We start from the raw sequence: 13,056 nt of genomic DNA on the forward strand, positions 1-13,056 counted from the left end.
CGGATATGGACTAGGCGAGCTTCTTGACCTGGACTGAGTCCATCGTAGGATCGGTTCCGGCGACAGCCAAGGGTGCAGAGGACTCCAGCACGTCAGGAGACGAGGACATGACGGGACCATCGCCGACGAACCGCACCGCGCCGGCCGGCGGATGACGGCCGACCGCGTGGCACCCCCCGTGACCGCGAGCAGCGGTGACCTGCACCGTGCCGGGACGCCGGCCTCCGGCGACCCGGTCGCGGGACGGCTCTCGTCCGGCCGGCGCGCGAGGCGCGCCTCACATCGCCGTCCCGGTCCGTTCCCGTGGGATCGGCCGGCGCCCCGCCCGGTCGCCCCGGTGGCCGGGCCGTCCCAAGGGGCCCGCACCCCACAGTTCGACAGCCCGCAGTCCTGAGCACGTGATCCGCCCAGCCCGGAAGGATTCCCATGTCCGAGAACCATGACGCAATCGTCGCCGACGCGAAGGCCGAGGGCGGGGGTGGCTGCCCCGTCGCTCACGGGCGCGCTCCGCATCCGACGCAGGGCGGCGGCAACCGGCAGTGGTGGCCGGAGCGGCTCAATCTGCGGATCCTCGCCAAGAACCCCGCCGTGGCCAACCCGCTCGGCGAGGAGTTCGACTACGCCGCGGCGTTCGAAAGCCTCGACCTGCCGGCGGTCAAGCGGGACATCGCCGAGGTGCTGACCACCTCCCAGGACTGGTGGCCGGCCGACTTCGGCCACTACGGTCCGTTCATGATCCGCATGGCGTGGCACAGCGCGGGCACGTACCGCATCAGTGACGGCCGCGGCGGCGCGGGGGCCGGCCAGCAGCGTTTCGCACCGCTCAACAGCTGGCCGGACAACGGCAACCTCGACAAGGCCCGCCGGCTGCTGTGGCCGGTGAAGAAGAAGTACGGCCAGAACCTCTCGTGGGCCGACCTGATGATCCTGGCCGGCAATGTCGCCCTGGAGTCGATGGGCTTCGAGACCTTCGGCTTCGCCGGCGGCCGTGAGGACGTCTGGGAGCCCGACGAGGACGTCTACTGGGGCCCGGAGACCACCTGGCTGGGCGACGAGCGCTACACCGGCGACCGGGAGCTGGAGAACCCGCTGGGCGCGGTGCAGATGGGCCTCATCTACGTCAACCCCGAGGGCCCCAACGGCAACCCGGACCCGCTTGCGGCCGCCCGCGACATCCGCGAGACGTTCCGCCGCATGGCGATGAACGACGAGGAGACGGTCGCCCTCATCGCCGGCGGCCACACCTTCGGCAAGACCCACGGCGCCGGGCCGGCGGAAGCCGTCGGCCCGGACCCCGAGGCCGCCCCGATCGAGCAGCAGGGCTTCGGCTGGCGGAACAGCCACGGCACCGGCAAGGGCGCCGACGCGATCACCAGCGGTCTCGAGGGCATCTGGACGAACACACCGATCACCTGGGACAACAGCTTCTTCGAGATCCTGTTCGGCTACGAGTGGGAGCTGTTCAAGAGCCCCGCCGGCGCGCACCAGTGGCGGCCGAAGGACGGTGCCGGCTCGGGCACCGTCCCCGATGCCCACGACCCCTCGAAGAGCCACGCCCCGACGATGCTCACGACCGACCTGTCGCTGCGCGTCGACCCGGTCTACGAGCAGATCTCACGGCGGTTCCTGGAGAACCCCGGCGCGTTCGCGGACGCCTTCGCGCGGGCCTGGTACAAGCTGACGCACCGGGACATGGGCCCGGTCCAGCGGTACCTCGGTCCGGAGGTACCGTCCGAGGTGCTGCTGTGGCAGGACCCGCTTCCCGAGGTGACGCACGAGCTGGTCGACGCCGGGGACGTCGCCGCCCTCAAGGCACAGATCCTCGACTCGGGCCTGTCGGTGTCCGAGCTGGTGTCGACGGCGTGGGCGTCGGCCTCGTCGTTCCGCGGAAGTGACAAGCGCGGCGGCGCCAACGGCGCCCGCATCCGCCTGCAGCCGCAGAGCGGCTGGGAGGTCAACGACCCCGACCGGCTGGCGGGCGTGCTGCGGACCCTCGAGGGGATCCAGCAGTCCTTCAACTCCGCCCAGGGCGGCGGAAAGCGGATCTCACTCGCCGACCTGATCGTCCTCGCGGGCGGTGCGGCCGTGGAGAAGGCGGCCGCGGACGCCGGCGTCGCCGTCGAGGTCCCCTTCGCCCCGGGCCGTGCGGACGCGTCGCAGGAGCAGACCGACACGGAGTCGTTCGCCGCGCTCGAGCCGGCCGCCGACGGTTTCCGCAACTACCTCGGCAAGGGCAACCGTCTGCCGGCCGAGTACCTGCTGATCGACCGGGCGAACCTGCTGACCCTGAGCGCGCCGGAGTTGACGGTCCTCGTCGGCGGGCTGCGCGTCCTCGGCGCGAACCACCGGCAGTCGCAGCTGGGCGTTCTCACGGCGACGCCGGGGAAGCTGACGAACGACTTCTTCGTCAACCTGCTCGACCTGGGGACGACGTGGCAGCCGACGTCGGGTGACGCGAACACCTTCGAGGGCCGTGACGACGTCACGGGCGAGGTCAAGTGGACCGGCACCCGGGCCGACCTGGTCTTCGGCTCGAACTCCGAGCTGCGTGCGCTCGCGGAGGTCTACGCGAGCGACGACGCGAAGGAGAAGTTCGTGAGGGACTTCGTCGCGGCGTGGGACAAGGTCATGAACCTGGACCGGTTCGACCTGGCGTGATCCCGGCGTCCGGGCCGGCCGGCACCGGCCGGCCCGGATGTTCTCGCGGCTCCCGGAAGGCGCACCCCACATCGTCTCGGGTGCGCCTTCCGCGTTCCGGCGTGCCCGCCGGTTCCCGGACGCGCCCGCCACGTCCGCCCGGCCACGCGCTTCGGCCGACCGCCCATCCGCTCGCGGTCCCGGCGCGGCACGACCCGCTGCCGCCGGGTGGCGTGCAGAGGGCCCCCGACGACGCCGCGGCGCGCGCCCCGGAGGGCAGTGAGCCCACGGTCGGCGGGCCGGTCGAGGAGATCCGGCCGGCGGCACCGCCCCACACCGGCCCTCCCCCGCCGGACCCGCCGGGAGGGCGTCCGCACCCGCGCCGACGCGAGTGGCCCGGCGCGCGGTGGGGCCGGTGCGACCGTGGGACGTGATCAACGCAACGCCGCACGGATGTGCCGATCGCCACGGGACTCTTGACGTTACCGCTGGGTAGGGGCTGGGGTGGCTGAGACCATGGGGTATGTCGCCACCAGGCTGAAGGGATCCAGGATGTTCCGCAAGGTGCTGGTCGCCAACCGCGGCGAGATTGCGATTCGCGCATTCCGCGCCGGCTACGAACTGGGGGCGCGTACAGTCGCCGTCTTCCCCTACGAGGACCGCAACTCGCTGCACCGGCTGAAGGCCGACGAGGCCTACGAGATCGGTGAGCAGGGGCACCCGGTCCGGGCCTACCTCTCCGTCGAGGAGATCGTCGGTGCCGCGCTCCGGGCCGGGGCGGACGCCGTCTACCCCGGATACGGGTTCCTGTCCGAGAACCCGGATCTGGCCCGCGCCTGCGAGGAGGCGGGCATCACCTTCGTCGGGCCGAGCGCCGACACCCTCGAACTCACCGGGAACAAGGCCCGCGCCGTGGCCGCGGCCCGCGCCGCCGGGGTGCCGGTGCTCGGCTCCTCCCAGCCCTCCACCGACGTGGACGAGCTGGTCGGCGCCGCGCAGGAGATCGGCTTCCCGGTGTTCGTCAAGGCGGTCGCCGGCGGAGGAGGGCGCGGCATGCGCCGCGTGGACGACCCGTCCGCGCTCCGCGAGTCGATCGAGGCGGCGTCCCGGGAGGCGGCGTCCGCGTTCGGCGATCCCACCGTCTTCCTGGAGAAGGCCGTCGTCGATCCGCGCCACATCGAGGTGCAGATCCTCGCCGACGGAGGCGGCGACGTCATCCATCTCTTCGAGCGGGACTGCTCGCTCCAGCGCCGGCACCAGAAGGTGATCGAACTGGCGCCTGCACCGAACCTGGACCCGGCGCTGAGGGACCGCATCTGCGCGGACGCGGTGCGCTTCGCCCGCGAGATCGGCTACCGCAACGCCGGCACGGTGGAGTTCCTGCTCGACCGCGACGGCAACCACGTCTTCATCGAGATGAACCCGCGCATCCAGGTCGAGCACACGGTGACGGAGGAGGTCACCGACGTCGACCTGGTCCAGGCGCAGATGCGCATCGCGGCCGGTGAGAGGCTGGCGGACCTCGGGCTGGCCCAGGAGACCGTCACCCTGCGCGGTGCCGCTCTGCAGTGCCGTATCACCACCGAGGACCCGGCGAACGGCTTCCGCCCGGACACGGGCCGGATCAGCGCCTACCGCTCGCCGGGCGGCTCGGGAATCCGCCTCGACGGCGGCACGACCCACGCGGGCACGGAGATCAGCGCCCACTTCGACTCGATGCTGGTCAAGCTGACCTGCCGGGGCCGGGACTTCAAGGCCGCGATCGGCCGGGCCCGGCGTGCGGTGGCAGAGTTCCGCATCCGCGGCGTGGCCACGAACATCCCGTTCCTCCAGGCCGTGCTGGACGACCCGGACTTCCAGGCGGGGCGGGTCACCACCTCGTTCATCGAGGAGCGGCCGCATCTGCTCACCGCGCGTCACTCCGCCGACCGCGGCACGAAGCTGCTCACGTACCTGGCGGACGTGACGGTGAACAAGCGGCACGGGGAGCGCCCCGACCTGATCGACCCGAGCACCAAGCTGCCGCCCCTGCCCGCCGGAGAGCCGCCCGCCGGTTCCCGGCAGCGGCTCGTCGAACTGGGCCCGGAGGGCTTCGCGCGGTGGCTGCGCGAGTCGCCGACGATCGGCGTCACCGACACCACCTTCCGCGACGCGCACCAGTCGCTGCTCGCCACCCGGGTCCGCACCAAGGACCTGCTCGCCGTCGCCCCGACGGTCGCGCGGACGCTGCCGCAGCTGCTGTCGCTGGAGTGCTGGGGCGGCGCCACCTACGACGTGGCCCTGCGCTTCCTCGCCGAGGACCCCTGGGAGCGACTGGCGGCACTGCGGGAGTCCGTCCCGAACATCTGTCTGCAGATGCTGCTGCGCGGCCGCAACACCGTGGGCTACACGCCGTACCCGACCGAGGTGACGGACGCCTTCGTCCAGGAGGCGGCGGCCACCGGCATCGACGTCTTCCGGATCTTCGACGCGCTCAACGACGTAGGCCAGATGCGGCCCGCGATCGAGGCCGTGCGGGAGACCGGTACGGCCGTGGCGGAGGTCGCCCTCTGCTACACCTCCGACCTCTCCGACCCCTCGGAGCGGCTGTACACGCTGGACTACTACCTGCGGCTGGCGGAGGAGATCGTCGCCGCGGGCGCCCACGTCCTGGCGGTCAAGGACATGGCCGGTCTGCTGCGCGCCCCGGCGGCGGCCACGCTGGTGTCGGCGCTGCGCCGCGAGTTCGACCTGCCGGTGCACCTGCACACCCACGACACCGCGGGCGGCCAGCTCGCCACCTACCTGGCCGCGATCCAGGCGGGCGCGGACGCGGTGGACGGCGCGGTCGCGTCCATGGCGGGCACGACCTCGCAGCCCTCGCTGTCGGCCATCGTGGCCGCCACCGACCACTCCGCGCGCCCCACGGGGCTGGACCTCCAGGCAGTCGGCGACCTCGAGCCCTACTGGGAGGGCGTGCGCAGGATCTACGCGCCGTTCGAAGCCGGCCTGGCCTCGCCGACCGGACGCGTCTACCACCACGAGATCCCGGGCGGACAGCTGTCCAATCTGCGCACCCAGGCCGTCGCCCTCGGCCTCGGCGACCGCTTCGAGGACATCGAGGCGATGTACGCGGCCGCCGACCGGATCCTCGGCAGGCTGGTGAAGGTCACTCCGTCCTCGAAGGTGGTCGGTGACCTGGCGCTGCACCTGGTCGGTGCCGGGGTGTCACCGAAGGAGTTCGAGGCCGCACCCGACCGGTTCGACATCCCCGACTCCGTCATCGGATTCCTGCGCGGCGAGCTCGGCACCCCGCCGGGGGGCTGGCCGGAGCCGTTCCGCAGCAAGGCGTTGCAGGGCCGTGCCGAGCCCAAGCCGGTGCAGGAGCTCGCGGCCGAGGACCGTGCGGGGCTCGAGAAGAGCCGCCGTGCCACGCTGAACCGGCTGCTGTTCCCCGGGCCGACTCGCGACTTCGACACCCACCGCCAGGCGTACGGCGACACGAGTGTGCTGGACAGCAAGGACTTCTTCTACGGGCTGCGGCCGTCGAAGGAGTACGGGGTCGACCTCGAACCCGGCGTCCGGCTCCTGATCGAGCTGCAGGCCGTCGGTGAGGCCGACGAACGCGGCATGCGGACCGTGATGGCCACGCTGAACGGTCAGCTGCGGCCGATCCAGGTGCGCGACGAGGCGGCGGCCTCGGACGTGCCGGTCACCGAGAAGGCCGACCGCTCCGATCCGGGTCATGTCGCCGCACCGTTCGCCGGGGTCGTGACGCTGACCGTCTCCGAGGGGGACCGGGTGGAGGCAGGTGCCACGGTGGCGACCATCGAGGCGATGAAGATGGAGGCCACCATCACCGCCCCGAAGGCGGGGCAGGTCGGGCGGCTTGCCATCAACCGGATCCAGCAGGTGGAGGGGGGCGATCTCCTCCTGGAGATCGCGTGATCCTCGCTCGACCGCGGGCCGCCGGCGAGGGTGCGCCGGGCAGGCGCCGCAGGGACGGTCGTCCCCGTTCGTTCGCCTGACACGGGTGGACGGAGCGGGGCGGCCCCGTGCGGTGCCCCACGGCACGGGCGGCGCCCCTCAGGTCCAGGTGCGGGCGAGGGCGGCCGACGCTCGGAGGCGTGGTCGGGGAGGTGCCGAGAGGCCCAGCCGGTGGAACCCGGTCGGATCGCGTTCCGCGCCGGCGAGCAGCGGCCGCGGCTCGGCGCGTACCCCAAGGGGCCGGGAGCGCGCGGCGACCGCCGTCGTCGCCCGATGCGGAGAGGAGCGTCCCGGGGGTGGCATCCGCGGAGCGGCGTTCGGGCGAAGAGTGTGGTGAGGCGGGCAGCTGAGGTGCCCGCCGTCTCCCGGCTCGTCCCAGCAAAGGGGAAGCTCATGACCACCGATCGCCTCAGGGGCGCCGCTCTCGCCGCAGCCGGTGCGCTCCTCGTACCGCTTCCGCTCCTCGCGGCCGCCCCCGCAGCGCAGGCGGGTCCCGCGGCGGAGCCGTTCGGACCCGGCTGCGCCGCGCTGCCGACGAGCGGCGAGGGCAGCCCGGCCGCCATGGCCGACGACCCGGTCGCCACGGCCGCGTCGCACCAGCCGGAGCTGTCCACCCTCGTCAGCGCAGTGCAGAAGGCCGGGCTCGTCGAGACGTTGAACAACGCAGACGGGATCACGCTCTTCGCGCCGACCAACGACGCCTTCGCCAAGATCCCCAAGGCTCAGCTCGACGCCGTGCTCAACGACCAGGAGCAGTTGAAGAAGCTTCTGACCTACCACGTCGTCGGCACGGAGGTCACCGCGGACCGGATGCCCGACGGCAGGTTCAAGACCCTCGAAGGAGCCGAACTGACCACGTCCGGTTCAGGGGACTCCTTCAAGGTGAACGGCTCGGCGGCCGTTCTCTGCGGCGACGTGGCCACGAGCAACGCGGTCGTCCACATCATCGACCGGGTGCTCCAGCCACCGTCCTGAGCGGACCCGTCGGTCACCGTCCTGAGCGGACCCGTCCGCGCGGAACGCGGACGGGCCGCTGTGCCCGGGGTTCGCTCCGGGAAGGGCGCGTGACGGGCGGCCCGTCGCAATCGTCGCGGGTCAGGACGTCAGCGCCGCCCTGGCCCGCGCTTCCTTCACGGCGGCCTTGAGCGCGCCGACATCGTACGCGCCGTGGTACCGGCGGCCGTTGACGAAGAACGACGGCGTGCCGGAGACCCCGCTCAGATCGGCCGACTCCACGTCCTCCGCCACCCTCGCGGCACCCCTGCGCCTGCGCAGATCGCGACGGAACCGCTCGATGTCCAGTCCCAGCTCTTCCGCGTACCGGACGAGGTCGGTCTTGTTCAGGGCGCCCTGGTGGTCCATCAGGCGGTCGTGCATGTCCCAGAAGCGGTTCTGCGCCGCAGCCGCCTCCGCCGCCTCCGCGGCCGACCGCGCACGGGGATGGACGTCGTCGAGCGGCAGGTGCCGCCACACGTAGCGGACGTCCCCCGAGTCCCGCAGGAGTTCGCGCACCACGGCTTCGGCCTGGCCGCAGTACGGGCATTCGAAGTCGCCGTACTCGACGAGTGTGACCGGGGCGGTCGGCGGCCCCCGCATGTGGTCGCGCTCCGGATCGACGGGGACGGCGAGGTCGACGATGGTCTCGGCCCGGCCAAGCAGTGCTCTCAGCCGCAGCCTCGGGGGAAGGAGGGACAGCACTCCGGTCAGCATTCGGCCCAGGACGAAGGAGCACAGGACCGCTGCGAGGACGCCGAGCTTCGCCTCGGCCAGTTGCTCCCCCTCGAAGGCGAACGTCGCGATCAGCAGGGACACCGTGAAGGGCGCGCCGGCCAGGACGCCGCCCACGGCGACCGCTCCCCAGCCGGCGGGCGGGCGCAGCCGCCCCGCGCTGAGCAGCGTGGTCAGCAGCGACCCACCCAGGATTCCCAGCGGCTTCCCGATCGCGAAGGCGAGCAGGATTCCCAGGGTGACGGGGGACGTGGCGGCTCGGGAGAGCTGTTCGGCCCCGAGCTCGATCCCGGCGTTGGCCAGCGCGAACAAGGGTGCGATGACAAAACTGGTCCAGGGGTGGTGGAGGCGCTGCAGACGCTCGTTCGGGGAGACCGCCGAGGCCAGTCCGCGTCGCACGGTCACCTCGTGCTCGGGGGTGGGCTGCTCGCGGAAGAATCGGAACAGGTCGCTCGCCCGCTCCAGTTCTCCGCGCGCCGCCGGGTAGGCGGCGAAGATGAGGCCCATCGCCAGACCGGTCACGACCGGGTCGATCCCGGACTCGAGCAGCGCGACCCACAGCGCCGCCGCCAGCAGCGCGAACACCGCGCCCCGGCGCACTCCGGCCGCGTACACCAGCAGCGCCGCCGCGAACAGCGCAAGGGCGAGCAGGAGGGACGGTACCGACAGGCGATCGCTGTAGACGAGGGCGACGACGGCCAGGGCGACGAAGTCGTCCACGACCGAGATACTCAGGATGAACACGCGGAGCCCGGGGGGCATGCGCCTTCCCAGGAGGGCGAGCATGCCCAGCGCGAACGCCGTGTCCGTGGACATCGCGACGCCCCAGCCGGCCGCGGACGGCTCTCCCGCGTTGGCGGCGAGGTACACGAGGACGGGGAGGAGCATGCCGCTGAGTCCGGCGGCCAGGGGCAGGGCCGTGCGCCGTCGTTCGCGCAGTTCACCCAGGTCGAACTCGCGGCGGGCCTCGAGACCGACCACGAAGAAGAACAGCGCCATCAGGCCGCTGTTGACCCACTCCCTCAGTTCGAGGCCCACTCCGTAGGCCCCGAGCCGCACGGAGAGCTCCGTCCCCCACAGCGCCTCGTACGCCGCCGGTGCCAGGTTGGCCCACGCCAGCGCGGCCACGGCGGCCGTCACGAGGGCCGCGGCGCTCGCGGTCTCCGTGCGCAGGAAGTCGCGGAGCGGCGACCTCGTGTCACGGCTCCACTTGGTCAGCCCCGGGAACGCCCGGGGGGCGGGACCTGCGTTCACCACGCCATCATCGGGTGCGCCGGCCGATCCGGCCTGTGCGCGGGGTGCCGGTGAGGCGGCGGGGTCGGTCGGCGCATGCCGGTGCCGGCGATCGGAGCAGGGCGTGCCCGAGCGCCGGTACCCGCCGACGAGGGTCCGTCCTCCTGCGCGGCGGATGCGAGCGGCACCCCGCTGGGGACGGTCCTGGCCGTGGGCACACCCGCCGGCCCCGGCTTCCGGAACGAGCGGGGCCCGTCGCGGGCGATCCTATTTTGCGTTTACTTTGCCATTGGGGAACCTGGACCCCTTCGACCGCGTTGACCCGGTACGGCGCGCGCGGAAGCGCGGCCGACGACCGGCAACAGACCGACAGCAGAAGCCGAGGTGGCACCAGTGGCGATGTGGGACCGGCTCAAGGAGCAGGCCAAGAACCTCCAGCAGTCCCAGAGCGCTCGGGGAAGTGGCGGGCAGGGGCAGGGACACGGCCCCTTCGGGCAGGGGCAGCACGGCGGTCACGGACGGGGTTCGTCCTCCGGGGGCTCCAAGGCGCAGCTGATCGGGCTGTTCAAGTCCCAGCTCGCATCGGTGAAGACCGAGCTCAAGAGCGGCGCCTACCGGGACGCCAGCATGGCGATGTGCGCTCTGGTGGCCGCGGCCGACGGGCATGTCGACCCCACGGAGCGGCAGCGCGTCGAGGAGATGATCGTCTCGAACGAGGTGCTGCAGAACTTCCCCGCCGACCAGCTTCGCCAGCGGTTCAACCAGAACGTGGACCGGCTCACGGCCAACTTCGAGCTGGGCAAGGCGGAAGCGCTGAAGGAGATCGCCAAGGCGGCCAAGAAGCCGCAGGAGGCCCGCGCCGTCGTGCAGACCGGCATGGTCATCGCGGGTGCCGACGGGTATGTGGAACCGTCCGAGCAGCAGGCGATCCGCGAGGCCTGTGCCGCGCTCGGAATCTCACCCGCGGAGTTCGGCGTCTGAGTCGACACCGCCGCCGCCGTCCCCGCCCTCACGGAACCGGCGGCCGCGGCGCCCGCCGCTCCCGGTCGCCGCGGCCGCACCTTCGCGCATGCACCCGTGCTCAGTGGCGGCTGCGGCGCGTGGTGGTCTTGCGGTAGCCGAAGGGGCCCGGCAGGTCCATGGAGGTGGTGCGGCGGCCCGTCGAGGAGTAGGTGCGCCTGGCGCCATCGCCCTTGGCGAGGGTGATGGACACGGACTTGCGGTTGATGTTGAGGCGGACTCCCGGGAATATGCGGAAACTCTTGCGGAAGGTGACGGGCACGATGCGCTCCTTTCGTAGGCCGTCCGTCTTCCCCGAGTTCCCGCCCTTACGCGAGCTGGTGCCGGCGGTGGTGCCGAGCCGACGCCGGAACGGGCTGCCCCGGCCGGTCGGCATCACGGTCGGCTCGTGAGTCATCGGCCGTGAACCGGTGGAGCCTTGCGCCGACGCAGGACCCGTGGAACGCACGCGTGACCGTGGAACGCACGCGTGACCGTGGAACGCACGCGTGACCGTGGAACGCACGCGTGACCGTGGGGCTCCCCCGCTCCCGTTGCCGGACGCGCTCCCGGGCCCCTGCTCGCCTCAGCTGCGAACCTTCCCCCGGAGGCGCCCCTTTCGCCCGCCCCGGGCCCGCGTCGGGTCCGGTCCTGCCCCGAGCTCCGGACGCGCCCCGTTCGCGGCGCCCGTGCGAAGATCCGTACGAGCCCCCGGCCGCCCGCGCCGGAGGGCGCCGCGGGCGCAGCTGCGCAGCTGTGCCGGACAGACCCGCGGACGCTGACCGCCGCCGGCGATGAGCGCGTTGACCGGCGACATGGGGTCGGCGCCCACGGACTTCGCGACCAGAACCCCCACCATCAGCGGGAACAGGGCGGCGGCCAGGGCGGATCCCGTGGTGGTGACCTGCTGGATACGGGGGCGGCGTGATGCTTCGGGGTTCATGACGCCAGTCCAGCAGCGGCCGGCCCAGGCGGACATCGGACGACGTACTCAGCCCGTACGTCCTCATGTACTCAGCCCCGCACAGACACACCGTGGTGGGAACGGCGAGCCGCGCATACGGACGCCCCGCACGGTCGGACCGCCGTCGGCACCGCGTACGATCGGCCGGTCGCCCGCCCACAGGAAGTCCCGCTCGTTGACCACTCTCGTGCCACCGCCCCGAACCACCGTGGGTCTGCTGCCCGTCGGGCTCCGCCTCCGTGTCGAGGACGGCGGGGAACTGCCCGCCTTGGTGTGGGACTCAGGTCCGGGCTGGCGCATGATCAGCAACGCGGTGCTCGGCGGAGGTGTCGGAGAACGCGCCTGGATCCTCAACGCCCAGGTCGCCCACGGCTACCGGCGCAAGGACCCGGACCGCCATCTCGCCCAGCTGGCGGGTGACTTCGGGATGCGCGGGCCGGGCGTCGGGCTGATGACGGCGGCCGACGTCTCGCGCAACGGCCGTGCGCGCGACGGTGGCGTCGAGGCCGTGGCGACGGTGGGCATCGCGGTACGTGGCTGGGCCGCCGCAGCGGACGAGGGCGGGGGCGCGCTCGCGGCACCGGGCACGATCAACATCGTCGCGGCGCTCCCGGTGGCGCTCAGCGACGCCGCCTTGGTCAACGCGGTGGCCACGGCCACCGAGGCGAAGGTCCAAGCACTGATCGAGGCGGGGTACGACTGCTCGGGCACGCCCACCGACGCCGTGTGCGTCGCCGCTCGCGTCCCCCGTCCCGGCGAGAAGGTCCACTCCTTCGCCGGCCCTCGTTCCCGGTGGGGTGCCCGTCTGGCCCGCGCCGTCCACCGCGCGGTGGGGGCCGCCACACCCGCACCGTAGAGAGGCTGCAGGTGGGTGGGGCCAGTCGCCCGGAGCAACGCCTCATGGCCCCTCGAACCGCATGCCCCCCGGCCGGGCCTGTCCGCCGCCGTTGGAATGATGGTGCCCGACCGCAACGCAGGGAAGACGGAAGGGAAAAGGGGGGACGCGTATGGCCGTGCTGGTTCTGTCCGGCATCCTCGCACTCGTCGTGGGAGGGTGCGTCTGTGTGGTGTGGGCGGCGCGGGGCGGCCCGCGCTGGGCGCGGATCGTGGCGGCCGGGACCCTGGCCGCAGCCGAGCTGGTGAGCCACTCGGGACGGACGCGCGCAGGCGGGGACTCCGATGACTGAGGAGTCGTGTCGTCCGGATGGCCGGGTCAGCCGTTGCGCCTGGCCAGGCTGTGGACAAGCACGAGCAACGCCACCGCCATGACGGTCACGTGCATCCAGGCGGGGGCGGTCGAGGCATCCGCCGCGGCCGTTACGATCGAGGTCATCCTGCCCTCCAGGTGGTGGGATTCCGGTGAGCGGTGTGCTCCCCGGGACGAGGCGCCGGCCCCGGTGGTCGCGGTGGGGTGCGGCGCCGATGTCGGGTGGGCTTCCTCGCCCCTCGGGGGCGTGGGCCGTTCGGGTCACGTCCCGCGGATACCCCCGGGCTGCCGGGTGACGCCCCCTCACGGCGCGGGTGCGGCC

Annotated in this window: 9 protein-coding genes; 6 read left to right on the plus strand and 3 right to left on the minus strand. The window is 72.6% G+C overall.

Features of this window, described 5'->3' with window-relative positions:
- The first annotated feature begins 426 nt into the window (after positions 1–426).
- The 3 genes from katG (at position 427) to AB0J10_RS02545 (ending at position 7,578) form a co-directional block, all read left to right on the plus strand.
- On the plus strand, positions 427–2,658 hold the full coding sequence (gene katG / locus AB0J10_RS02535) for a catalase/peroxidase HPI (RefSeq protein ID WP_363056991.1): 2,232 nt from the start codon (positions 427–429) through the stop codon (positions 2,656–2,658).
- A 531-nt stretch (positions 2,659–3,189) separates the two neighbouring features.
- The gene (locus AB0J10_RS02540) at positions 3,190–6,564 is read left to right on the plus strand and encodes a pyruvate carboxylase (RefSeq protein WP_363057565.1); all 3,375 of its coding nucleotides are present in this window, start codon (positions 3,190–3,192) and stop codon (positions 6,562–6,564) included.
- Positions 6,565–6,996: 432 nt separating this feature from the next.
- Entirely contained in the window at positions 6,997–7,578 is a 582-nt protein-coding gene (locus AB0J10_RS02545; RefSeq protein WP_363056993.1) for a fasciclin domain-containing protein, read from the plus strand.
- A 120-nt stretch (positions 7,579–7,698) separates the two neighbouring features.
- Here the strand turns inward: AB0J10_RS02545 and nhaA are convergent, their stop codons facing one another.
- Positions 7,699–9,549 carry a Na+/H+ antiporter NhaA gene (gene nhaA / locus AB0J10_RS02550; protein WP_363057567.1) on the minus strand — a complete coding sequence of 617 codons (1,851 nt, stop codon included), beginning with the start codon at positions 9,547–9,549 and terminating at the stop codon, positions 7,699–7,701.
- Positions 9,550–9,957: 408 nt separating this feature from the next.
- Between nhaA and AB0J10_RS02555 the strand changes: the two genes are divergently transcribed.
- The gene (locus AB0J10_RS02555) at positions 9,958–10,545 is read left to right on the plus strand and encodes a TerB family tellurite resistance protein (RefSeq protein ID WP_363056995.1); all 588 of its coding nucleotides are present in this window, start codon (positions 9,958–9,960) and stop codon (positions 10,543–10,545) included.
- Between the two features lie 100 nt (positions 10,546–10,645).
- Here AB0J10_RS02555 and AB0J10_RS02560 read toward each other — a convergent pair whose 3' ends face one another.
- A complete protein-coding gene (locus tag AB0J10_RS02560) occupies positions 10,646–10,846 on the minus strand; it encodes a DUF4236 domain-containing protein (protein WP_093659967.1) in 201 nt (66 codons plus the stop codon).
- 303 nt (positions 10,847–11,149) lie between these two features.
- On the minus strand, positions 11,150–11,506 hold the full coding sequence (locus AB0J10_RS02565) for a hypothetical protein (RefSeq protein ID WP_363056997.1): 357 nt from the start codon (positions 11,504–11,506) through the stop codon (positions 11,150–11,152).
- A gap of 196 nt (positions 11,507–11,702) precedes the next feature.
- Here AB0J10_RS02565 and AB0J10_RS02570 point away from each other — a divergent pair, with 196 nt between their 5' ends.
- Both AB0J10_RS02570 and AB0J10_RS02575 read left to right on the plus strand, forming a co-directional pair.
- Entirely contained in the window at positions 11,703–12,383 is a 681-nt protein-coding gene (locus tag AB0J10_RS02570) for an adenosylcobinamide amidohydrolase (RefSeq protein ID WP_363056999.1), read from the plus strand.
- Positions 12,384–12,534: 151 nt separating this feature from the next.
- Positions 12,535–12,714, plus strand: a complete 180-nt coding sequence (locus AB0J10_RS02575) for a hypothetical protein (RefSeq protein WP_363057001.1) — start codon at positions 12,535–12,537, stop codon at positions 12,712–12,714.
- The last annotated feature ends 342 nt before the right edge of the window (positions 12,715–13,056 follow it).

The organism is Streptomyces sp. NPDC049887 (genome assembly GCF_040656535.1).
Classification (GTDB): Bacteria; Actinomycetota; Actinomycetes; order Streptomycetales; family Streptomycetaceae; genus Streptomyces.